Raw genomic sequence first — 23,512 nt, 5'->3', positions numbered from 1 at the left:
ATTTAAGCGAGATTAAATTTATTGTGCTTGAATCCATTTGTCAGCGCGGTCACGTGCTTGACGAATTTGTTCTTGGGTCAAGTTCGCTGCCAATGCAGTTTTCTTACCTTCAGACAAAGAAATCACTTTGTTATCGAGCATGCCATCACGGGTAGATAATTCATACCACTGATATGCGCCCATATAGTTTTTCTTTTGTTCTTCCATCATGGCAAGGTTAAAGCTTGCGCGGTTGTCGCCGCGGCTGGCTGCTTTTTCAAAATATTGACGTGCCAAGACTTCGTCTTTTTTCGTGCCAATGCCATCTGCCAACATACGGCCTACATTCAATTGCGCTGCAGATAAACCTTGATCTGCCGCAGCTTTGTACCAAGCAAACGCTTGACGGCTGTCTTGCTGTACGTCTTTACCTTGTTGATATTTAGTCGCTAAGTAAAATTGTGCGCCTGCTTGACCTGCTTTGGCTGCTTTCGTTAAGCCGTTAATATCCATCACAGAATATTGTGCTGCTTGGCTTGCTACAGACGATGGTGGAACATAATCTGCATGGGCTTGAATGCTCAACAGTCCAACCAATAGCGTGGTGCTTAATAATAGTTTTTTCATAGAGCGCTCACTCGATAAATTGCGACTTCACCAAACAAATTAGGCAGATGCTTACTGAGTAAACTATCTTGTTGATTCCCATTCACGGCAAGTCGGTTAATGATGCGAATATTATTTTCGGCACAAAGTGCCTCAAAATCACGAAACGTACATAAATGAATATTTGGGGTGTTGTACCACATATAAGGTAATGCGTCTGAAACAGGCATTTTTCCTTTTAAGGCGAGAAAAGAGCGAGTCTTCCAATGCGCAAAGTTTGGAAAGGTAATAATTGCCTGTTTAGCCACACGCACCATATCTCTTAATAATACGTCAGGTGCATCTACTGCTTGCAAGGCTTGAGCCATGACCACATAGTCAAAAGACTGGTCGGCAAAGCGGCTAAGCCCCAAATTCAAGTCTTGTTGGATGATATTTAACCCGCGACTGATCGCAATTGCAATCTTTTCTTGATCAATTTCTAATCCGTATGCACGAATATTATGCTGTTTGCTCATGTGAGCCAACAGTTCGCCATCGCCACAACCTAAATCGAGTACTTTAGAATTCGGTTTAATCCACTTTTCGGCAAGTTGCTGATCAAGACGCATTACACGGCCTCCTGTGGGGTTGCTTGAAGATGTTCTGTTCCACCCAAGAATGCACGCATGGCTTTCACGTATAGTGGAATTGGGAACAAGAACGAATCGTGTCCTTGTTCGGCATCAATATCTAAATAGCTGACAGGCTTATGATTGCTAATTAAGGCATCCACAATTTCCTGCGAACGCTCAGGGCTAAAACGCCAGTCGGTGGTAAAAGACACCACTAAAAACTTGCATTTTGTGTTCGCCATGGCTTTTTGTAAGGATTGTTCGTATTCACGTGCAGGATCAAAATAATCCAGTGCCTTAGTCATAATTAAATAGGTATTGGCATCAAAATTACGGCTAAATTGTTCGCCCTGATAGCGTAAATAGCTTTCGACCTGAAACTCGACATCAAAGCCATACATAAACTTGCCAGATTTTAAGTCACGACCAAATTTCTGTTTCATGGCTTCTTCAGACAAATAAGTGATGTGTCCAACCATGCGCGCCAAAATCAATCCACGTTTTGGGTAGCTGTCGTGTTCTAAATAACGGCCGTGATGAAAATCTGGGTCAGATAAAATTGACTGACGCGCGACTTCGTTAAAGGCAATATTTTGTGCAGACAATTTAGGTGCACTGGCAATGATCACACATTTTTTAAGACGATCAGGATAATCAACCGACCATTGCAAAGCCTGCATGCCACCCAAAGAGCCGCCAATAATTGAATACCAGACTTCAATGCCTAAACGGTCAGATAGCATGGCTTGGGTTTTGACCCAATCGCGCACAGTGACCAATGGAAAATCTGGGCCATAAGGGCGGTTGTCATTTTCAGGGTTTGGCGATGTTGGGCCAGTCGAGCCGTTACATCCGCCAATATTATTTAAGGCCACCACAAAAAAGTGGTTGGTATCAATGGCTTTTCCCGGGCCAATACAGGCATCCCACCAGCCTGCTTTTTTATCGTCGGCATGATGATAACCTGCAGCATGATGATGTCCTGACAACGCATGACAGATCAGAATTGCATTGGATTTTTCGGCATTAAGCGTGCCGTAGGTTTCGACCATCAGTTCGAAGCGGGGTAGAACACGGCCACATTCGAGCTCTAGGGGTTCTTCAAATTGGAACTTTTCTGGAACAACAATGCCTACTGAGTCAGCTGGAAAAGACACGGGAATAATTCGCCTTAAATCCTGAGGATGAATAAACAAAAGGATACCACTTGGGGTATCCTTTTCAAAATGCTTTTATGCGTTTGCAGCGCTTTAAACTGCGGCAGCAACCACTTGATCCGTGCTTAATACGCCTTGTTCAATCAAGCGATTCGTGCAAGCAATGATCGCATCAATTGATGAGGTCACAATGTTGTCATGTACCCCTGCACCAAAGGCAGATTTACCTGTACCTTTCACTTGCAATTCAATTAAAGCCAACGCTTTTGCATGTGCGCCCGAGCTAATGCTGCGCTCTTCATAGTTCAAGACATCAATTGGCAATTGCAATGCATTCAAAATTGCTGAAATTGGACCATTGCCTTCGCCACGCAAGTGCTGCGTTTCGCCGTTTACCACAACATCTAGTTCAATGACTTGATTGCCATTTTCATCAGACAATTTGTAGTTTTGCGTTGCATATTGCGCATCTTTTACCGCAACGTAAGTTTCTTTAAACAAGTTCCAGATTTCGCTTGCGCTAATTTCTGTACCTTGTTCATCGGTACGTTGTTGCACAATTTGCGAGAATTCGATTTGTAAACGACGCGGCAAAGTCACGTTGTAGTTCGATTCTAACAAGTAAGCAATACCGCCTTTACCCGATTGTGAGTTGACACGAATCACTGCGTCATAGTCACGACCTAAATCTTTCGGGTCAATTGGTAAGTAAGGCATATCCCAAATTTCTTCGTTTTTCTGGAACTCAAAACCTTTCTTAATTGCGTCTTGGTGTGAACCAGAGAATGCAGTAAAGACTAAGTCACCTGCGTACGGATGACGAGGGTGTACTGGCAAGCCTGTGCATTCTTCAACTGTTGCAATAATTTCGTTGATGTTTGAGAAATCCAACTCTGGTGCAACACCTTGGGTGTACATGTTCAACGCAATCGCAGCAACGTCTACGTTACCTGTGCGCTCACCGTTACCAAATACACAACCTTCTACACGGTCTGCACCCGCCATGATTGCCAATTCAGAAGCAGCGATACCACAACCACGGTCATTGTGACAGTGTACTGAAATGATCACGCCATCACGACGCTCAATGTTACGGTGCATCCATTCAACTTGGTCTGCATACACGTTTGGTGTAGACACTTCCACTGTTGCAGGCAAGTTTAAAATCACTTTATTGGTTGGCGATGCTTCCCAAATTTCAGTTACCGCATCACAAACATCTTTTGCGACTTCTAATTCAGTTGCAGTAAAACATTCTGGGCTGTACTGGAATACCCACTCAGTTTCAGGTTGCTTCGCTGCGTATTCTTTTACTTTGGTTGCAGCGTTGATGGCCAATTGTTTGGCACCCGCCACATCTACATTCAAGACTTTTTGGCGGAAGGTAGGCGAGTTGGCATTATAAATATGCACAATTGCACGTTTTGCACCTTGTAAAGATTCAAAAGTACGTGCAATCAAATGGTCACGTGCTTGTACCAATACTTCAATATACACGTCATCTGGAATATGACCTTCTTCAATCAATTTACGCGTGAAATCGAAGTCAACTTGAGATGCCGATGGGAAACCAATTTCGATGTGTTTAAAACCAATTTTCACAAGCATTTGGAACATTTTGAATTTTTGTTCAATGTTCATTGGCTCAAAGATCGCTTGGTTACCGTCACGTAGGTCGGTACTCATCCAGATTGGCGCTTTGGTAATTTCGTTATTTGGCCATTGGCGGTCTGGTAAGTTGACACGCTGGTACATACGACGGTATTTTTTGCTTGGATCTGCCAACATCATGTGAAAACTCCTTGAATAGTAGCGGTTGCATCGGTCGTGGATAACGGCAACTTACTATAAATATAGATTGTGTCTATTCTATCAATTTACAAGTTGTTTTCAGGAGACTATCGCTAAAAGTCGAATCATGGCACTTGTAAACCAATATCTGTATGTTAATCGATCTGCAAGGGTAATAATTCCCTGTTTTTTACAAATATAGCCTTAGCTGTGAAAATTTTTTCTGTTATTTGTTTTATTTCTGATAAATATAACTATCGTTAATCTGTTCAATGCGGCTTGTTCCCATAAGTGCCATGCTCACTTCAAATTCTTCTTTTAAGAGCTTGATGCTATGCGCTGCCCCTAGTGCACCTGCAACTGCCAAGCCATAAATATATGGCCGTCCAATTAATACTGCATTGGCCCCTAAGGCCAATGCCTTAAAAATATCTGTGCCACGACGGATACCGCTGTCCAATAGAATAGGAAAATCGTGCGGTAAAATTTTTCGCATCGTGCTTAAAACTTGAATTGGACTGACCGTGGTATCTAAAACTCGACCACCATGATTAGACACAATAATCCCTTGTACGCCGTATTGATACGCCTGTTGTGCATCGGCAGGATGTAAAATACCTTTGAGTAAAATAGGGAGTGGACTGTGTTGGACTAGCCAAGCAATATCTTCCCATGTGGCGGCTTGCTGCATTAAGCCATCAAATAGAGCATGCTGATTGTCCTTGAGCGTTGCTGTACTCATAGGATGATGATGCACTGCCTGAATATGTGCGGGTAACTGAAAGTAAGCACGACGTTCACGATCTCGAATACCCATGTGGGGAGCATCTACAGTCAGAACAATGGCTTGATAAGCATAGTGCTGGGCTTGAAAAATCAAATCCAAAGCGGCTTCATGGCTGCCTTGCCAATATAGCTGAAACCATTTTGGAGCAGAAGAAACCTGATCAAGCGTTGCCATTGAGGTGGTGCTTAAATGACTGAGAATCATGGGCGCTTTCAGGGCGGCAGCGGCTTGCGCTGTGGCAATTTCCCCCTGCGGATGAAATAGCTGTTGATAAGCCACGGGGGCTAAAAAAATCGGGTGTGGATAGTGTTTGCCTAAAAGTTGAATCTGCGTATTGGCACCTTTAAAAGAATTTAAGTGACGTGGTAATAATTGAATATTGGCAAAAGCAGCCCGGTTATTATTTAGACTGTATTCATCGCCCGCAGCGCCTTCTAAATTGGCCCATGTGGCTGTATCCAAATGTAGTTGTGCCTGTTTTTGATAGTCGGCAATCGTTTGTAAATGTGGGGGAATATGGTTTAAGGCTGCCAATGGTGCGGTATTCATAATTGACTCCATTGACGAATCAGATTGTGATAGTGCGCAGTCAGGGACAATACTTCTGCGGTATCACCAAGTTGTTGACGTAATTGCAGAATGGTCATGTCTAAATTGAACAACATACTGCGCTGCCAGTCATCTTTCACCATACTTTGACACCAAGTAAATGCCGCAATTCTTTGGCCTACTGTTACTGGTTCAACCCGATGTAAACTGGTCGCAGGATACACAATCGCATCGCCCGCACTGAGTTTAACTTCATGACTTCCATAGTTGTCTTCAATAATCAGTTCACCTCCCTGATATTCTTCAGGTTCACTTAAAAATAAAGTCATAGAAACATCAGTACGAATCGGACGTTGCGCCTGCGCACAATATTGCACAGCACTATCGACATGATTGCCATAAGTTCCTGTGTTTTGATAACAATTGAACATCGGCTGAAGCATATGCAGCGGCAAGGCAAATGACTGCAATAAAGCCTGTTGTTTGAGAGCGCTGAGTATTTCTTGCGCCAGTGCTGCATAACTCGGATGTTTGGGATCAAACTGCAAATTTTGTTTAATTTTTTGTGCTTGCGCGCCTGCGCTGAATTGGCCATTTTGCCAAGCCGATGCACTGTCTAACTCAGCCCGAATTTGCTGGACTTGCACTTTACTGAGTACGTTAGGAATGTGAAGCATCATATTGATTCTTCCTGTGAAAGTTATAATTCAAAAAATTGAATACTCGACATTATGGTTCAGTATTAAAAGTTCGAGCGATCTGTGCTATGAAAGCGACACATCACCCGAACCAATCTATATAGCCTCTTTTGAGCTACGCTATAGATTTATTGCAATTGCTTAGAACTTGTAATTCAAGCTAAGAGTTGCCGAGCGTGGCTGTCCAAGAACCACACGACCACCACCATTGTTAAGGGTGCTGATATATTCTTTATCGGCAAGGTTGTAGAGGTTAAGATTTAGTGAAGCATGCTTGTTAAAGTTGTAGCCTGCTAAGGCATCAAAGACAACATAGCCTGGAATATTCGGCATGTTGGCAGGTGCGGTGCTGTCAGTGACTACACGTTTTTGTTCATCAACATAACGAGCGCCTAAACCAAATTTAAAGCCTGCCCAGTCGTAGGTTGACCATAAGCTTGCAGTCCATTCAGGTGACCAGCGTTCAGATAATGTTGTGCTACTCGATGAGCGTTGATTCAGTTGTTTAACTTTCATGTGGGCAATGCCTGCAGAAATATTCCAGGCATCGGTAATTTGACCCACAGCACTTAGCTCAACACCATCGACACGTTTTTTGCCTTCCTGCACGGCAAGCTGGGAAATCGGATCAATGGTCGATTGATTTTCATTTTCTGTACGATACGCAGCAGCAGCTACAGCAAGTTTGCCTTGCAATAACTCCCATTTGCTACCCAACTCATAATGATGGGTTTCTTGAGGCTGCGCATTAATCGCATCATTGCCTGATTCAGACAGCGTGAAGTTGGCACTGCCTGGTGGAGTCAGTGATTTTGCGTAAGATGCATAAACACTGCTATTTAAAGTAGGTTTATACACACCGCCAAGTTTCCAGCTTAACAATGTATCGTGCGTACTGAGGTTTTTGGCGACCAAGGCATTCCCTCCGCGTGGCAGAGTAAGCCCTTGATAATCGGTTTCATAATAATCGACCCGAACACCGCCGTTCAGTTGGAAACGCTCTCCAAATTTTAAAGTATCGAATAAATAAGCTGCGGCAGTTTGGGTTTCACCATTGGTATAACCGCCATTATAAATAAGCGCTGGCATGGCTTGATTGCGGTCAGGTCGATAAAGATTGGCCCAAGGCGTATTGACGGTCGCTTCACCTGGCAATTGTGTGGCCAACAGTTTGCTGGATTGCTGTTCTTTTAAAAACTCCATACCTGCAACAACATCATGTTCAACAGCGCCAGTTTGTAGATCGAAATTTAAAGTGGTTTGGTTAGCCAGAATCTTATTTTCCTGATCTACGCCTTGGCGGGAGCGATTCACTTCCCATTGTGCTGGGTCAGATGAACCATTGGTTCTTAAACCACTGGAACCTGTATTGATCCCTGTCAGCACCCGATTCATCTGCGTTTTGCCTACACGGGTGATATTGGTCAGTTTGAGTCGATCTGTTAAATCACTTTCAATTTTTGCCGTAAACATATCTGCATCGACATCTTCATAGTCATTGACATGACCATAAAAGTTTTCCCGATTGACTTTAGGTGCAGTCGCTAACAGCGAGTCTGAGTTATAAAAGCCCATCATGCCGATTGTTGGAATACCACCATCTGGAATATTCCGCTGTCTGATGTGTTGAGAATACAAATATAAACGAGTGGCCGTGTTTAATCCGAAAGCAAGAGAAGGAGCGATGGCATAACTGTTATTTTCGATATAGTCACGTCCTTCCACACCACCTTCTTGCCCCATCACGTTCAGGCGAAACGCCGTATTGGGGTTGATGACTTGGTTAATGTCTGCAGACAGTCGAGCATGTTCTGCGGTGTTATAGCTGGCAGAAATTTCCTGACTGTTTTCACTTTGCGGTAATTTACTCACCAAATTGATATAACCCGAAGCCGCACCACGACCTGCTTCTGAACCTGATGGGCCTTTGACCACTTCAATTTGATCAAGGTTAAAGACATCACGGCTGATAGCACCTAAATCGCGAATACCATCGACATAAGTAGAGGTTTGGGTAGAAAAACCTCGCATTTGGAAGGCATCGCCTGCACTGGTATTACCATTTTCACCAAGTTGCAGGGTAATGCCTGGGGTGTTACGTAAGGCTTCAACTAACGAGGTCGCACCTTGCTCCTGTAAGATTTCTTTTTTAATTACAGATATGGTTTGTGCAGTATCGAGTAAAGGCTGTGTGTATTTTGCAGAGCTTAAACTGTCTGCCTTGTATTTGCTTTCGGCTTCCGATTTAACCGTAATGGTGGGTAAGTGGGTGACGTCATCTTCAGGGCTTGCGGCATGTGCAAGTAGTGGAAGAGAGGCGGCTAAAGCCATCAGTTGCGCAGAGCGATTGTGTTTGCGGCTTTTGATCTGTGCCATTTATGGTATTTCCCTAAATGTAAACCAACAGGAGGCCACGCTTTATTCAGCGTTTTTAGTTCAAAATGAATAAAGTGTGAAGTTGTTGTTATGACGTCTATAACAATTGTTGCTAATTGTATTGAGAATCATTATCAACAACAATGTGTGGAATGGTGCTTTTATTTAACTCTTATTTGAAAATAATAATCATTATCAATATTTTTATTTAATAAAACGATGTAAACGTGAAAGGCTTGGGAGTAAAGACAGAAAACCCTGCCGAAGCAGGGTTTGAGATGAAGTTTAAGACTTAGAAGTCATAAGAAATAGACAACCAGTAGTTGCGGCCTGGGAGGTAAGTACCAGAAGTGCTACGGCCCGTAGATAAGTATTTATAGCCCGTAACACCATTATTGGTTTGATGTTCTGTAAAATCTTTATCTAACAGGTTGTTTACAGCCATATTCAGGCGCAATTGATCATTCACTGTATAACTTGTACCTAAATTAAATAGGTTATATCCGGCGAATTTATTGCCATACATTTTGTAGACTTCTAGGTTATCTCCAGAGGTCGGAATGCTTGAAAAGCGTGTACGACTTGACTTGTACTCATGTTGCAACCAAATATCAAGTGCTGGATTAACATGCCATGTTGAGGTTAAGTTAAATGCATTTCGAGGATTGTTGTTGTAGTACAGGCCTTCATCTTCACCATCAGTAATTTCACTTTTTGTATAAGTGTAAGCCGCTTTAATATCCCACTCAGGAATAATACTATATTGAAGGGTCGTTTCCGCACCGTAGACTTTCGCTTCTTGAGCATTGATGTCTTGTGAGCAGTTTGTGACAGGGCATATTGGTTGTCCAGATAAATCGTTGCTTACGATTGCATCTTCAATCTGGTTATAAAAGCCCGTTGCAGTAAAGTTAATTTGATCATTTGGTTGAAGATTAAAGCCAAGTTCATAGTTTGTAGATGTTTCTGGCTTTAGGTCTGGATTACCAAAAATATAAGTTGAGCCTTGACCACTCATATCAATCAAGCCGTTTTCGAGATCTTTAGCGGTAGGAGCTTTATAACCTGTAGTGATACCACCTTTGATGGTTAAAATATCATTGGTATTCCACACTAGGTATGCACGTGGGCTGAAATGACCACCAAAACCTGAGTGATCCTCGTAACGACCACCAAATGTTAGTCCTAGCTGATCAGTGAGTCGCCATTCATCTTCTGCATAAATAGCCCAAGAATTCTTGTCGAATTTATTTTTGCCTGTAATGTGCTGGGCAATATTATCTTCAATTTCTGAGTTTTTAAATTCTAAACCGGCAGTAACTTTATGGCCACCAAGCTGTGAAATAATATGGCTATCTGCTACAAGGTCAGTACTTTTTAAAGTACGGTCAGAGCCGATTAATGGGTCGGTACTACCTTTTGGGAAAGCCTCAGTTGGTAGTGTTCTTCCTTCTGTTTCAGTTTCTGAGTGGCTAATATAAGTTTTCCATAGACCAAAACTATAGTCACCTTCATGACCTATAGCCACTTGGTTACGTGAGAATTCCAGCTCATTTTTATAACCACTGGCTTTTTGTGCATTATCTTGTGTGCCTAAACGGTTATCGGTATTGTCATAAGTTTGAGAAGATTGAAAGCTATCTAACCAAAGAGAGTTTTGACTATCTGCTTGGAAAGTCAGTTTTGCACCAATATCGTAGTTTTCAGCTGTTGTTGGGCGCGGATCTCGGGAAGTGCCTTCACCAATACGTTCAGATTTATTACGATCGTAATAGCTGCCACGAAGTTGCAGGCCTAATTTTTCATTTAATAGTGGGCCGTTCAATAAGAAGCTTGTTTTCCAAGAGTCAGCTTCGTCATTATTTTCCATCACGTTACCACTGACAGTAACGTTGCCATTCCATTCATCAGATACTTTTTTAGTAATAATATTAATTACACCACCCATGGCATCTGAACCATACAGGGTAGACATTGGTCCACGGATGACCTCAATACGTTCAATTGCTGAAAGTGGTGGCATGAAACTTGTCGCTGCTTCAGCAAAGCCGTTAGGCATAATATTATCACTAGCTGTCGTTTGACGGCGTCCATCAATTAGGATCAGGGTGTCAGAAGCTTTCATACCACGCATGCTGACATTTAATCCACCCGTTTTACCAACGCCATTACGCACGTCGATACCCGGAACATCTGCTAATAAATCAGCAATGCTGGTGGCATTTTTCTTTTCAATATCTTCTTTGGTCACCACACTAATAGATGCGGGTGCATTTTTTAGCTCTTGTTCAAAACCTGCCGCTGAAACCACAATTGTGGAAAGTTGGTGGGTTGAAGTCGCATCGGTAGAGGTATTTGCGAAAACAGCAGTAGATGTTGCCCCAAGTAATGCAAGACACAGCGGGTGTAGGTTGAACTTAGCCATAAAATTATATCTCTAATATGAATCAATGATCCTAATTCAGACCTATATAGTAATTAGAATCATTCATGAAGGAGTTGGCTAATAATAATGATAAGTATTCTTATTTACAACAAGAAATATACACAAAGTTGAAAATTTACAGAAAATAGCGTGCCGATTAAAAAAATTCAGTCGAGATCAGAACGTATTTTGTATATCCTTTAATGTTGTCATATAATGTGGCACTTTTTTATAAACTGTTATTACTAACTATATCGAGGAAGCCATGCAAGTAACTTCTGAAGCGGTTTCGGGCGTTGCCCGTCGTTTAAATGTATCTGTACCGACGAGCCGTATTAACGAGCAGTTTGAAGCTCGCTTGAAACGCACTGCCAAAACTGTGAAGATCAACGGCTTCCGTCCAGGTAAAGTGCCTGTAAACGTTGTTCGTCGTGAATACGGTGCGGGTATTTATCAAGAAGTGGTGAACGACATTATTCGTGACACCGTTTTTGAAGCAATCCAACAAGAAAAAATCAACGCTGTTGGTATGCCAAACATCGAAAAAACTGAAATGAAAGACGACGCTTTAGTTTACGAAGCAACTGTTGAAGTTTATCCAGAAGTTGAAGTGAAATTTGAAGGTTTAGAAGTTGAACGTAAGTCTTCAGAAGTGAACGACAAAGACGTTGAGCAAATGCTTGAAAATCTTCAAAAGCAACGTGCTTCTTGGGCAGAAACCAAAGGCATGGCGAAAAAAGACATGCAAGTGACTTTTGACTTTGAAGGCACTGTAGATGGCGAGAAGTTTGAAGGCGGTGCTGCTGAAGACTTTAAACTAGTACTTGGTTCTGGTCGCATGATTCCTGGTTTTGAAGATGGCATCGTGGGCATGAAAAAAGGCGAAGAGAAAGTTATTGATGTAACTTTCCCTGAAGACTACCAAGCAGCAAACCTTGCAGGTAAAGCAGCTCAATTTAAAATCACTGTGAAACTTGTTGAAAAGCAAAAACTTCCAGAAATTGATGCTGAATTCCTACAAATCTTCGGTATTTCTGAAGAAGATGGCGTAGACAAATTAAAAGCTGACGTTCGTAAAAACATGGAACGTGAAGTGAAAAATGGTTTACGTAACCAAGTGAAAGGCGCAACTTTTGATGCTCTAGTTGCTGCAAACGAAGTTGAACTTCCAGCAGCGATGGTTGCTCAAGAAGTTGACCGTCAACGTCAGCAAATGATTCAGCAATTCACTCAGCAGTTTGGTGCGCAAGGTGCAAAAGCATTTGACTCAAGCATGCTTCCAGATGAATTGTTCAAAGAACAAGCTGAAAAATCTGTAAAACTAGGCGTATTGGTTAGCAAAGTATTGGCAGATGCTAAACTTGAAGTTGACCAAGCACGTGTAGATGCTTACATCGAAGATATGGCTTCTTCTTATGAAGATCCAAACGAAGTAATTGAATACTTCAAAAATGACAAACAACAGCGTTCACAAATCGAAGCAGTTGTTTTAGAAGATCAGGTTGTAGATCACATCTTGGCTTCTGCAAAAGTGACTGATACATCTGTAAGCTATGAAGACTTATTGAAAGAGCAACAAGCTCGTCAACAAGGCTAATTGGCTTTAGGTAAAAAAGGCGCTTTGTGCGCCTTTTTTATTGCATCGCAGTTTTTGGGTTTTTCACAGATCGACAACATTTAACTCAAAATATCTACGATTTAAGCTGTGAATATTTTGCAATTTAGACAATTATCCCTCATATTGTGAACATGAGTCGTGTCACAAGAATTTAGGAATAAATAACCATATGTATGTTTCAACAATTGAAAATGCTTTAGTACCCATGGTGGTTGAACAATCCTCTCGTGGTGAGCGTTCTTTTGATATTTATTCACGTCTTTTACGTGAACGTGTCATTTTTTTGACTGGTGAAGTCGAAGATAATATGGCCAACTTAATTGTGGCGCAGATGTTGTTTTTAGAAGCAGAAAACCCAGATAAAGATATTCACCTATACATTAACTCACCAGGCGGTTCAGTGACTGCAGGTATGGCAATTTACGATACCATGCAATTTATTAAGCCTGATGTTGTGACTTACTGTATGGGACAAGCAGCATCTATGGGTGCTTTCCTGCTCAACGCAGGTGCAAAAGGTAAGCGTTACTGTCTTGAAAATGCGCGTGTCATGATTCACCAACCACTTGGTGGTTTCCGTGGTCAGGCATCTGATATTGAAATTCATGCACGTGAAATTCTATTCATTAAAGAGCGTTTAAACCGTTTAATGGCAGAACATAGTGGTCAGGACTATGAAACTGTCGCAAGAGATACCGACCGTGATAACTTCATGACTGCACAGGCAGCGAAGGAATACGGTCTTGTGGATGAAGTTTTAACAAAACGTCCATAAGTTTTAAAGATTGAGATATTGGAGTGACTATGTCCGAACATCCTCAGGGACAAAAACATTGTTCATTTTGCGGTAAAACGCAGTCTGAAGTCGGGAAGCTGATTGCAGGCGAGGACGCATACATCTGTAATGAATGTGTGGACGTATGCTTAGACTTGGTTCAGACCAGTCAACAAGTTGAGTCGGGTGATTGGGCAACACGTCCATTGCCAAAACCACATGAAATTCGTGCTGCGCTAGACCAGTATGTGATTGGTCAGGACACTGCGAAAAAAACCTTATCGGTTGCAGTGTATAACCATTACAAACGTCTGAAAGTGACCCAGCAAGGGCATAAGACAGACGATACTGTCGAAATTTCAAAAAGTAACATCATGCTGGTTGGGCCAACAGGTTCGGGTAAAACCTTACTTGCACAGACTTTGGCGCGCCTATTGGATGTTCCTTTTGCAATGGCAGACGCGACCACATTAACCGAAGCGGGTTATGTGGGTGAAGATGTCGAAAACATTGTGCAAAAGCTGTTGCAAAAAGCCGATTACGATGTAGAAAAAGCACAAAAAGGCATTATCTATATCGATGAGATCGACAAGATCACACGTAAGTCTGAAAATCCATCTATCACCCGTGATGTATCAGGTGAGGGTGTTCAGCAAGCCTTGCTTAAAATGATTGAAGGCACGGTTGCATCTATTCCACCTCAAGGTGGTCGTAAGCATCCGCAGCAAGAATTCATTCAAATTGATACCTCAAATATCCTGTTTATTTGTGGTGGTGCATTCTCTGGTTTAGAGAAAATTGTACAGCAACGTCAGGAAAAAGGCGGGATTGGTTTTACTGCAGACGTGAAGAAAAAAGATGAGGGCAAGAAATTGTCTGACTTATTCCGTCAGGTAGAAGCAACTGACTTGGTGAAGTTTGGTTTAATTCCAGAATTTATTGGTCGTTTGCCAGTGATTGCAACACTAGATGAACTGGATGAAGATGCATTATTGCAAATTCTGACTGAACCAAAAAATGCCTTAACCCGTCAGTATCAATACTTATTCGAGATGGAAAATGTCGATTTAGTCTTTGAAGAGGCGGCTTTACGTGCAGTGGCGAAAAAAGCCCTTGAGCGTAATACGGGTGCACGTGGTTTGCGTTCTATTTTAGAAAATGCTTTGCTTGAAACCATGTATGACCTACCAAGCCGTACCGATGTAGGTACAGTGGTGGTGACTGAAGCAGTGATTGATGAGGGTGCGAAGCCTGAATTTCAGGTCGAGCGTCAAGCCAAAGCTGAAGAGCCGGTTGAAGAAAAAGTCGACTTAAAAGTATTAGACAGCAAAACAGCTTAATTCGCTGTTCGTCTGAAACGTGCCGAAACGCTAAGTTTCGGCACGTTTTTTATTGTCAAAAAAAACAAGGCGGTGTTAATCTTAGTTCAAGGCGCGGACGCCTATTATTCAAAACAACAATTGCAAAATGAATTTGCAGCTTGATTTGCAAAAACTTAATTTACAAAAATAAGAAACGCAGTGAGGGATAGACATGCGTGGTGTCGCAATCTTGGTCGTGACCAGTTTAATGTTAGTGGGATGTCATGGCAAAAAAAACGTGGTGCAACAAACGCAACCACCGAGTACCTTAAAAGTTTTAGATTTAGAACAAAAGCCTGGTTTTGTAGAGCAGCACCGCTTAGGCATGATGACTATTGGTGGTTGGGTTAATCAAAAGCTCGGGCAGCGTTTTCAGCCCATTCAGGCACAGCATCAAGATGCGGCCATTGTGTATTTGTATCGCCCTGACTCTAAGTGGAATAGGCAGGAAATTGTCGCAGCCAGTATGTTTATCAATAAGCATCGGATTCCAAGTTTATTGCACAATCATTATTACTGGATTGAACTTGCACCAGGTGAGTATCGTTTAAGTGTAAGTCGGCCTTTGGGGGCATTACATTTTCAAAAACCGAAGTATTTAGATTTTCAGGTGCAGGCAGGGCAGTCATATTTTATTAAGTATGACGAAGAAAATTTGAGTACCCGTAAGGAAGTTTCAGGGCCTTTAATTTTAATGCCTACAAGTACCGCACAACAGGAAATCGCATTTACCCAACTCAAAACAGAAAGCTATAACTTTGTTGCGGAAGATCAGCACACAGGCAAGTTACGCAAAAAGCCACAAAAAATTAAGCATGAGAAATATGACCCTGCAGAAGATGTGCATTTAACCCAGCCATTTAAGTTGTGGGATCCTAGAACCTGGTAAGGTTTTTCATCTTTATCTCGCGCATTGCTTTTATTCATTTCTAGCATGCATAAAAAAGCACCCAAAGTTGGGTGCTTTTTCTATATCACTGTATTGGAAAATTATTCTGCTGCAGCGTCTACAACAGGAATTTTACCAATTTTAGCTTGCCAGATTTTTGGTGCAATGGCGTGGATTGATGTACCGTTTACATCCACCGCAACTGAAACAGGCATATCTTCAACTTTGAACTTGTAGATTGCTTCCATACCTAAGTCTTCGAAAGCAACCACTTCTGCTTCACGTACAGCTTTAGATACAAGATAAGCCGCACCACCTACAGCCATAAGGTAAGTTGCTTTATGGTCTTTGATAGCTTCAATTGCTGCAGGACCACGATCCGCCTTACCAATCATACCGAACAAACCAGTGTGTTCTAATACTTGGCGTGTGAACTTGTCCATACGTGTTGCTGTTGTTGGACCTGCAGGGCCAACCACTTCGTCACCCACAGGGTCAACTGGGCCAACGTAGTAAATGAACTTGCCTTTTAAGTCGACTGGCAATTCTTCACCATTGTTGATCATGTCTACCATGCGTTTGTGCGCAGCATCACGACCTGTGTAAATCGTACCGTTTAATAATAAAGTATCGCCCGGCTGCCAAGTGTTCATTTCTTCTTGAGTGATGTTGTCCAAATCTACACGTTTAGATTTAGAAGAGTCCCAAGTCACTTCTGGGTAGTCATCCAGTTTAGGTGCTTGAATGTGTGCAACACCTGAACCATCTAACTGGAAGTGTGCGTGACGTGTTGCCGCACAGTTTGGAATCATACCCACTGGTTTGCCCGCAGCGTGGCAAGGATAGTCTTTGATTTTAATATCAAGAACGGTAGTTAAGCCGCCTAAACCTTGTGCGCCAATACCCAATGCGTTTACTTTCTCGAAGATCTCGATACGGAGTTCTTCCATTTTGTTTTGTGGTCCACGACGCAATAATTCGTCCATGTTGATTTCTTCCATGAGTGCTTCTTTTGCAAGCATCATGGCTTTTTCAGCAGTACCACCAATACCAATACCAAGCATACCCGGTGGACACCAGCCTGCACCCATGGTTGGAACAGTTTTAAGTACCCAGTCTACAATTGAGTCAGATGGGTTCAGCATGGCCAATTTAGATTTGTTTTCTGAACCACCACCTTTAGCAGCAACCGTAATATCAACTTTGTTACCTGGAACGAGTTTGTAGTGAATTACTGCAGGGGTATTGTCTTTGGTATTTTTACGACCAAATGCAGGATCAGCCAATACAGATGCACGAAGCACGTTTGAGTTTTCTAGGTAACCCTGACGTACACCTTCGTTAATTGCATCATCTAAGCTCATGGTTAAATCAAATTTAACGTCTAAGCCCACTTCAAGGAATACGTTTACGATACCAGTATCTTGACAGATTGGACGATGACCTTCTGCACACATACGTGAGTTAATTAAGATCTGTGCAATCGCATCTTTCGCAGCTTTGTTTTCTTCACGATCATAAGCACGGCTCATCGCTTGGATGAAGTCTTGTGGATGATAGTAGGAAATAAACTGAAGCGCGTCTTTGATCGAAGTGATCAAGTCTTCTTGCTTGATAATAGTTGTCATATCAAAAATCTCTTGAGCGGGCGGATAGCTAGCGGACTAAATTATAAGACAAAATGTGGTCGTTGTGGGCACTTTGATCAAGCTTTGGGCGAAAGTTTAATATCGCACATGGGCTGTGGGAGTAATTAACTATAACTAAAAATATAGACAAATATTTGCATAAGTGCTCATTTTGTCCATGTCGATTCAGTAGTGGCAAGGTGGGTATTTATTAGAGATTTAAATGATTATCTTTTGTATTTTAGGTGAGTGTCTTGGTATATTAGCATCCATATCTATTGATTATCCAATCCCTTAACCTAGGCATGACTTTGTGAAATTAACACGCATTCATCACTGTAAAAACTTGAATGTGCAAAAGTACAAACAGCTTGAGAAACAAGCTGTTTTACTTGGTCGTATTCGTAGCGAGGTGTGGGCTAAATATGGTGCTATTTCAGGTTTGAATATCAGTGACAGAGCTATTCGTGATGCGTGGATGAAAGAAAGTCGTGACTTTGGTGTTTCTGCAAATGCGTGGAAAGAAACGCTACGTGATTGCATAGGTGATATTAAAGCCTATCGAGAAGCATCAAAAGACAAAGTAAAGCAGGCGATCCGAAAACGCACCTCCTGTAATAATGAACAAAAAAGACTATACACCTTGCTTAAAAAAGATGAATGGATGACTGATAATTTCCTCCATCGTCAAATGCGTAATCACTTTAAGCATGGTGTTAATCACACACATAATCAAATTATTGTTCGTGCGGATATGTGTAAAACCTTTGAGTTAAATGGTCAATGTTGGCTTAAAGTGCCGAGTCTAGTCCCTCGACAAACCATTAAAATCCCATTAAATACGACTGTTGATTTTGCACCGCAAGGCACATTAAGAATTATTCTAAAAAATGGCAATATTGAAGTTCATTCAACCTATGATGCAGTTGAAACACAAGATTGTGGTCAGGAAACAGTAGGTGTTGATAAAGGGTACTCAGAAGCTTTTGTGGACTCTGATGGCGATGTATATGGGAGTGGTCTAGGCAAGCTGATCTCAAGTGAATCAGATTATTTAAATCAAAAGTACAAGCACAGAAACAAGCTCAGAGCGATTGCTAAAGCTAAACCACACAAGAAACAGAAAATTGAGTTAAATAATCTAGGTCGAAAAAAACTAGATAAGCGACAAGATACTCAAAAAGCAAAGCTCAAAACATTAATATTTACAGCAACTCACAAGTTGGTTGATAAAGCCAAAGTGATTGTTGCGGAAGATTTAACATCCCCAATTCAAAGTAAACGCAACTATGGCAAAAACACCAATAGACGCTTAAATACATGGGCTAAAGGTTTGTTAGCTAATGCCCTAACTTCTATATCTCACCGTAGAGGTTCTACGGTGCATCTAGTCAATTCTGCATATACTTCGCAAAGTGATTCTTTCTTGCATGGCCTTTTAATAGGTACACGTAAGGGAGATCGTTTTCACCGTTTCAATGGGGAAGTTGTGCAAGCTGATTGGAATGCTGCGAGAAACGTGCTTGCAAGATTAAACGACAATGAGATAAGTCGTTATACGCCTTATAAAACTGTAAAGCGTATATTGCAAGAACGGACTGACCGCTACAAGTCGGAACTGACCGACTCAGGCTCTAGTTACACGCTTGGCAACAAGACATTAACAGAGTGCGAATTAGTCCTTGAGTATGTTTGAATACATTTTAAGGAACAGATTGATGAAAGATCAAGCAAAAATAAACATTGCGATATGCACTGATTTTGCTTCTTTAAGGCTAAATTTTCCGCTATGTTCAGAACTCTATTTGCTCAATATTGAAGTTATGTGATGACAGATTCCTCTGCTTTGGCGGCTCAGATTATCCCAATGTATAAAAGGCATGCCCGAGCGTGGACGGCTTTACGTGGTCAGGTGCTATATGAGAAAAACTGGCTGGATCGTTTGCTGCGTTATTTACCTGCGCAGGCCAAAATTTTAGATTTAGGTTGTGGTTCAGGCCGTCCAATTGCAACGTATCTATTACAACATGGGCATCAGCTTACAGGTGTGGATAGTTCAGACACCATGCTGGAAATGGCACGAGAACATTTTCCATCACAATGTTGGATTGAAGCCGATATGCGTTCTGTAGAATTGAATCAGCGCTTTGATGCTATTTTGGCGTGGGATAGTTTTTTTCATTTAACGCCACAAGACCAGCGTGGCATGTTTACACAATTTGCAAAGTGGTCTAAACCCAATGCCGTATTGATGTTTACAAGTGGGCCAGCAGCAGGCGAGGCAATCGGGGAAATGTTTGGTGAGGCTCTCTATCATGCCAGTTTATCGCAAGAAGAATACCGTCAATTGTTAGCACAACATGGGTTTAAGGTATTGGACATGCAGGCTGAAGATCAGGATTGTGCAGGGCATACGGTGTGGTTGGCGCAGAAGTTTTGATATTAGTCATGCTAAATAATCATGTGGAACAATGATTGAGAATTGAGCGTGGAAAGTGAAAAACCATAAAAAAACCACCCAATTTTTCAATTAGGTGGTTTGTAAAACTTCAATTTACGAATTACTGTGCAGCTTGTTGCTCTGCTTGAATTGCAGTCAATGCAATGGTAAACACAATGTCATCTACCAATGCACCACGAGACAAGTCGTTTACTGGTTTGTTCAAACCTTGTAGCATTGGACCAACACTTACCACATTCGCAGAACGTTGTACGGCTTTATAAGTCGTGTTACCAGTGTTCAGGTCAGGGAAAATGAACACATTGGCACGACCTGCAACTTCAGAGTTAGGTGCTTTAGAGCGACCAACACTTTCAACAGATGCTGCATCGTACTGTAATGGGCCATCAATCAGTAAATCAGGACGACGCTGTTTTGCAATTTCAGTCGCTTTCGCTACTTTTTCTACATCAGCACCTGCACCTGAAGTACCGGTTGAATAAGAAATCATCGCAATGCGTGGGTCAATACCAAACGCTTTTGCAGAGTCTGCAGACTGGATTGCAATTTCAGCCAATTGTTCCGCATCTGGGTCTGGGTTAATTGCACAGTCACCGTACACGTAGACTTCATCTGGTAACAACATGAAGAATACTGAAGATACCAATGAGTAATCTGGAGCAGTTTTAATCAGCTGGAATGCAGGGCGAACAGTGTTGGCAGTGGTGTGTACTGCACCTGAAACCAAACCATCGACCTGATCAAGTGCCAACATCATGGTACCAAGTACTACAGTATCTTGTAGCTGATCACGTGCTTGGTCTTCAGTGAGTTTGCCTTTACGCATTTCCACCATTTTTTCGATATAGTTTTCACGGATCAAGTCAGGATCAATGATTTCTAAATCATGTGGAAGTTCAATACCACGTGCTTTGGCAACATCTACAACAGCTTCAGGTTTTGCCAATAGAATACAGTGGGCAATACCACGTGATTGACAAATTGCTGCAGCTTGAACGGTACGTGGTTCATCACCTTCAGGCAATACAATACGTTTTTTCGCTGCAATTGATTTTTGCACCAATTCGTGACGGAATGCAGAAGGCGATAAACGTGGTTTGTGTGAATCGCTAATTAATTGCGTTAACCAGTCAGCGTTGATGTGGCTCGCAACAAAACGAGTAACTTGTTCAGCACGCTCAGTGTCATCTACAGGAATTTCATTGCTGAGATTTAACAATTGTTGTGCAGTGTCAAAGGTGCTCAATTTGGTGTGTAAAATAGGCAAGCCATTTTTGATCGCCGTTTGACAGAATTCTAAAGCTTGCGCACTTGGTGCTTGATGCTCAGTTAAAACTAAACCTGCAAGTGGAATACCATTGCTGCTAGCTAAGCTACTTGCAAGCAATACATCTACACGGTCAGAACCACTGATGATTAGTTCGCCTGCAACAAACTTGTGCATTTCATGTTCGATGTTTGATGCAATCAGGCTGCTGTGTAGAACACGGCGCTGCGCAGCTTCACCTTGGCTAATCCATTCAGCAGAAATGTGCGCAGCCAAGTCAGACATACGTGGCACACTTAAAGTATTGCTGAATGGTACTAAACCAATTACAGGCATACAGTCTTTACCAATCATTGGGTGCGTAGTTTGAATCGCACTAACGAATTGGTTGGTGTCGCTAATCAAACGTAAGTTTGGATCAAGTGTAACTGGAATTTGTGCAGAATCTTCTGGCAAACCTTTGGTACGCATGAATAATACGCCCGCAGTACGTTCGCAGCTTGCGCCACCAAAGAAACGTAATTGGTTGTCTACTTTGGCAGCTGTTTTTGCAGCGTTGTTAATGTCGGCATTGCTAACAATAATGACTTTTGCATCAAGTGCTTTGGCCAAAGTAGCATTCAGTTCAGTTGCAAAAGGATCGCGTCCGTTTGGCAACACGCCTTCAACAATAATCACATCATGGTGCTTAGAAATTTCACGATGTAAACGTACTGCATCTTCGAGCAATTCGTCGTTTTCATCATTCTTTAAGCGTTCAGTCAGCGTGCTATAAGCAATCGGCTCAACAGTTTCATGCTTGAATAAATGACGATACAACGCTGTAGTGCGGTCTGCTTCTGGCTGTAATTCTTGCGAGAAAGGCTTTAAAAAGCCTGCTTTTACGCCTTGGCATTCCAAAGCGTAAATTAAACCTAGACATGCTGATGTTAAGCCAACACCAATTTCAGTAGGAACCAAAAGTATTGTTTTCATAGTTTTTTCTAAATCATTTAGGAATTTATTGAAGGCACACCAGATACTACGATTGCTTAAGCAATCGCAGCATCACATTCAGACTTTTTTCCAGCTGACTTTAGCTCCTCAGCAACGTGCGCAGTTTCTTTAGCGATACGACCTTCTTCGTCAGTTGGTACAACCCAAATTTGTGGGCCAGTACCAGCATCGATACGACCTTCAGTACCACGTTTTAAGTTGTCGTTACGCTCTTTACTGAAGTTGAAACCGAAGTGTGGTAAGTAAGATACTGTTTTTTCACGGATATAAGCAGAGTTTTCACCAATACCACCAGTGAAGAACAAGCCGTCTAAGCGTGGTAGACCACAGCTAAGCGCAGCTAAAGATTTAGCTAAACGGTAGCAGAATACTTCAATAGCAAGCGTTGCATCTTCATTACCTTGTTCAGATGCTTCAATTAAAGTACGCATGTCGTTCGATAAACCTGACAAGCCGAGTAAACCACTTTGGCTGTTTAGCATCTTGTCAATTTTGTAGATGTCCCAACCCAAGTTGCTTGCAAGGAAGCTGTGTAAGCTTGGATCTACATCACCACTACGGGTACCCATTACCAAACCTTCAAGTGGGGTTAAGCCCATAGATGTATCTACACTTTGACCATTCCAAATCGCACAAGTTGAGCTACCGTTACCTAAGTGAGCTGTTAACCAGCCGCCTTGTTTAAAGCTGCCAGCCAATTCTGAACCACGCTCTGAAACATACGCATGGCTTGTACCGTGGAAGCCATAACGACGTACGTTGTGGTCAGTATATAAGAATTTAGGTACTGCATAACGGTAAGCGTGTGCAGGCATAGTTTGGTGGAATGCAGTATCAAATACAGCGACTTGCGGAAGCTCTGGGAACAAACGCATCGTTGCTTCAATACCCACCAAGTGTGCTGGGTTATGTAACGGAGCAAGCGGAGTTGCTGCACGAATACGTTGAACAATTTCTTCTGTTAATAATTCTGCTTTGGTTAAAGTACCGCCGTGTACAACGCGGTGACCAATGGCTTGAGGCTTATATTGCGACAAGCGGCCTAAAATTGTTTCCAATGCTTTTTCGTGGTCAGCATGTGGAATAGAAAGTTCGAGAGGTTCACCACCGACGGTAACACCTTTAATGCGTGCATCAGCAGAACCTAGATTTTCTGCCAAACCAAAAATACGATCTTCGCGGCGCTCAGACACGAGTGCATATTTAATAGAAGAAGATCCGCAGTTAATCACTAATACTGATGTAGTCACGTTTATGTACCCGAATTCTAATTGAAGTTATCCCTAGTGAATCAAGCTGCGCGGCAAGGATGGCAAATGGCAATGTGTTGCGCTGCAATCTTGATCAGTATGTATGTTTTATCATGGGTTTTTTGTTGCTCCTAGATAGACTTTAGGAGATTAGACTTAAGCATTATCGACCATGAAATCATAAATAATTAAAATTTATCAGTCCGAAACTTTCATTTATTCATGAAATAACGGTCAATTTTTCTGCTTAATTCCTGTTGTATTCTCTTAACATAGCACACTTCA

At 42.0% G+C, this 23,512-nt stretch carries 17 protein-coding genes; 6 read left to right on the top strand and 11 right to left on the bottom strand.

The genetic code is table 11. From position 1 onward, the window contains the following. Positions 1-18 precede the first annotated feature (18 nt). The 8 genes from ACNS8M_RS11655 to ACNS8M_RS11620 all read right to left on the bottom strand — a co-directional run bounded on the left by ACNS8M_RS11655 (position 19) and on the right by ACNS8M_RS11620 (position 10,982). A complete protein-coding gene (locus tag ACNS8M_RS11655; protein WP_104852563.1) occupies positions 19-606 on the bottom strand; it encodes a tetratricopeptide repeat protein in 588 nt (195 codons plus the stop codon). Further along, on the bottom strand, positions 603-1,196 hold the full coding sequence (gene metW, locus ACNS8M_RS11650) for a methionine biosynthesis protein MetW (protein WP_104852562.1): 594 nt from the start codon (positions 1,194-1,196) through the stop codon (positions 603-605). Before metW ends, ACNS8M_RS11655 begins: the two co-directional genes overlap by 4 nt. Then, positions 1,196-2,356, bottom strand: coding sequence for a homoserine O-succinyltransferase MetX (gene metX, locus ACNS8M_RS11645; RefSeq protein ID WP_168417888.1), 1,161 nt, complete (start codon positions 2,354-2,356; stop codon positions 1,196-1,198). The genes metW and metX overlap by 1 nt, the downstream gene beginning before the upstream one ends. Positions 2,357-2,449: 93 nt before the next feature. Then, positions 2,450-4,147 (bottom strand): 2-isopropylmalate synthase, encoded by a 1,698-nt coding sequence (gene leuA / locus ACNS8M_RS11640; protein ID WP_416718788.1) that lies wholly within the window; start codon positions 4,145-4,147, stop codon positions 2,450-2,452. 235 nt (positions 4,148-4,382) lie between these two features. Next, the gene (locus ACNS8M_RS11635) at positions 4,383-5,483 is read right to left on the bottom strand and encodes an alpha-hydroxy acid oxidase (RefSeq protein WP_419224826.1); all 1,101 of its coding nucleotides are present in this window, start codon (positions 5,481-5,483) and stop codon (positions 4,383-4,385) included. Then, positions 5,480-6,163: a Fe2+-dependent dioxygenase gene (locus ACNS8M_RS11630; protein WP_180111551.1), complete on the bottom strand. Its 684-nt coding sequence runs from the start codon at positions 6,161-6,163 to the stop codon at positions 5,480-5,482. Before ACNS8M_RS11630 ends, ACNS8M_RS11635 begins: the two co-directional genes overlap by 4 nt. Positions 6,164-6,322: 159 nt before the next feature. Next, positions 6,323-8,557, bottom strand: a complete 2,235-nt coding sequence (locus ACNS8M_RS11625; RefSeq protein ID WP_419224825.1) for a catecholate siderophore receptor Fiu — start codon at positions 8,555-8,557, stop codon at positions 6,323-6,325. A gap of 292 nt (positions 8,558-8,849) precedes the next feature. Further along, positions 8,850-10,982 carry a TonB-dependent receptor domain-containing protein gene (locus ACNS8M_RS11620; protein ID WP_419224824.1) on the bottom strand — a complete coding sequence of 711 codons (2,133 nt, stop codon included), beginning with the start codon at positions 10,980-10,982 and terminating at the stop codon, positions 8,850-8,852. A 265-nt stretch (positions 10,983-11,247) separates the two neighbouring features. Between ACNS8M_RS11620 and tig the strand changes: the two genes are divergently transcribed. The 4 genes from tig to ACNS8M_RS11600 all read left to right on the top strand — a co-directional run bounded on the left by tig (position 11,248) and on the right by ACNS8M_RS11600 (position 15,625). After that, on the top strand, positions 11,248-12,579 hold the full coding sequence (tig, locus tag ACNS8M_RS11615; protein WP_168417894.1) for a trigger factor: 1,332 nt from the start codon (positions 11,248-11,250) through the stop codon (positions 12,577-12,579). Positions 12,580-12,769: 190 nt separating this feature from the next. Further along, positions 12,770-13,375 (top strand): ATP-dependent Clp endopeptidase proteolytic subunit ClpP, encoded by a 606-nt coding sequence (gene clpP / locus ACNS8M_RS11610; RefSeq protein ID WP_419224823.1) that lies wholly within the window; start codon positions 12,770-12,772, stop codon positions 13,373-13,375. A 29-nt stretch (positions 13,376-13,404) separates the two neighbouring features. Continuing rightward, complete coding sequence (gene clpX / locus ACNS8M_RS11605; RefSeq protein ID WP_168417895.1) at positions 13,405-14,715, top strand: ATP-dependent protease ATP-binding subunit ClpX; 1,311 nt, start codon at positions 13,405-13,407, stop codon at positions 14,713-14,715. Positions 14,716-14,908: 193 nt separating this feature from the next. Next, entirely contained in the window at positions 14,909-15,625 is a 717-nt protein-coding gene (locus tag ACNS8M_RS11600) for a DUF2846 domain-containing protein (RefSeq protein ID WP_136144672.1), read from the top strand. 101 nt (positions 15,626-15,726) lie between these two features. Here ACNS8M_RS11600 and ACNS8M_RS11595 read toward each other — a convergent pair whose 3' ends face one another. Continuing rightward, positions 15,727-17,253, bottom strand: a complete 1,527-nt coding sequence (locus tag ACNS8M_RS11595) for a fumarate hydratase (RefSeq protein WP_104852553.1) — start codon at positions 17,251-17,253, stop codon at positions 15,727-15,729. Positions 17,254-17,566: 313 nt separating this feature from the next. Here ACNS8M_RS11595 and ACNS8M_RS11590 point away from each other — a divergent pair, with 313 nt between their 5' ends. Further along, positions 17,567-18,949 (top strand): transposase, encoded by a 1,383-nt coding sequence (locus ACNS8M_RS11590; protein WP_317305210.1) that lies wholly within the window; start codon positions 17,567-17,569, stop codon positions 18,947-18,949. Positions 18,950-19,081: 132 nt separating this feature from the next. Beyond that, positions 19,082-19,693, top strand: a complete 612-nt coding sequence (locus tag ACNS8M_RS11585; RefSeq protein ID WP_419224822.1) for a class I SAM-dependent DNA methyltransferase — start codon at positions 19,082-19,084, stop codon at positions 19,691-19,693. 121 nt (positions 19,694-19,814) lie between these two features. Here the strand turns inward: ACNS8M_RS11585 and pta are convergent, their stop codons facing one another. Both pta and ACNS8M_RS11575 read right to left on the bottom strand, forming a co-directional pair. Continuing rightward, positions 19,815-21,956 (bottom strand): phosphate acetyltransferase, encoded by a 2,142-nt coding sequence (gene pta, locus ACNS8M_RS11580; protein ID WP_168459997.1) that lies wholly within the window; start codon positions 21,954-21,956, stop codon positions 19,815-19,817. A gap of 56 nt (positions 21,957-22,012) precedes the next feature. Further along, a complete protein-coding gene (locus ACNS8M_RS11575) occupies positions 22,013-23,227 on the bottom strand; it encodes an acetate/propionate family kinase (RefSeq protein WP_419224821.1) in 1,215 nt (404 codons plus the stop codon). Between the last annotated feature and the right edge of the window lie 285 nt (positions 23,228-23,512).

It is taken from the genome of Acinetobacter sp. A2, from assembly GCF_048537555.1.
Taxonomy (GTDB): domain Bacteria; phylum Pseudomonadota; class Gammaproteobacteria; order Pseudomonadales; family Moraxellaceae; genus Acinetobacter.
This window is presented reverse-complemented; position numbering and strand designations above follow the sequence as displayed.

Excerpts from the sequence above, each read along its gene's own strand:
- ACNS8M_RS11655 (WP_104852563.1), bottom strand. The coding sequence starts at position 606 with ATGAAAAAACTATTATTAAGCACCACGCTATTGGTTGGACTGTTGAGC.
- metW (WP_104852562.1), bottom strand. The coding sequence starts at position 1,196 with ATGCGTCTTGATCAGCAACTTGCCGAAAAGTGGATTAAACCGAATTCT.
- leuA (WP_416718788.1), bottom strand. The coding sequence starts at position 4,147 with ATGATGTTGGCAGATCCAAGCAAAAAATACCGTCGTATGTACCAGCGT.
- ACNS8M_RS11635 (WP_419224826.1), bottom strand. The coding sequence starts at position 5,483 with ATGAATACCGCACCATTGGCAGCCTTAAACCATATTCCCCCACATTTA.
- ACNS8M_RS11630 (WP_180111551.1), bottom strand. The coding sequence starts at position 6,163 with ATGATGCTTCACATTCCTAACGTACTCAGTAAAGTGCAAGTCCAGCAA.
- ACNS8M_RS11625 (WP_419224825.1), bottom strand. The coding sequence starts at position 8,557 with ATGGCACAGATCAAAAGCCGCAAACACAATCGCTCTGCGCAACTGATG.
- ACNS8M_RS11620 (WP_419224824.1), bottom strand. The coding sequence starts at position 10,982 with ATGGCTAAGTTCAACCTACACCCGCTGTGTCTTGCATTACTTGGGGCA.
- tig (WP_168417894.1), top strand. The coding sequence starts at position 11,248 with ATGCAAGTAACTTCTGAAGCGGTTTCGGGCGTTGCCCGTCGTTTAAAT.
- clpP (WP_419224823.1), top strand. The coding sequence starts at position 12,770 with ATGTATGTTTCAACAATTGAAAATGCTTTAGTACCCATGGTGGTTGAA.
- clpX (WP_168417895.1), top strand. The coding sequence starts at position 13,405 with ATGTCCGAACATCCTCAGGGACAAAAACATTGTTCATTTTGCGGTAAA.
- ACNS8M_RS11600 (WP_136144672.1), top strand. The coding sequence starts at position 14,909 with ATGCGTGGTGTCGCAATCTTGGTCGTGACCAGTTTAATGTTAGTGGGA.
- ACNS8M_RS11595 (WP_104852553.1), bottom strand. The coding sequence starts at position 17,253 with ATGACAACTATTATCAAGCAAGAAGACTTGATCACTTCGATCAAAGAC.
- ACNS8M_RS11585 (WP_419224822.1), top strand. The coding sequence starts at position 19,082 with ATGACAGATTCCTCTGCTTTGGCGGCTCAGATTATCCCAATGTATAAA.
- pta (WP_168459997.1), bottom strand. The coding sequence starts at position 21,956 with ATGAAAACAATACTTTTGGTTCCTACTGAAATTGGTGTTGGCTTAACA.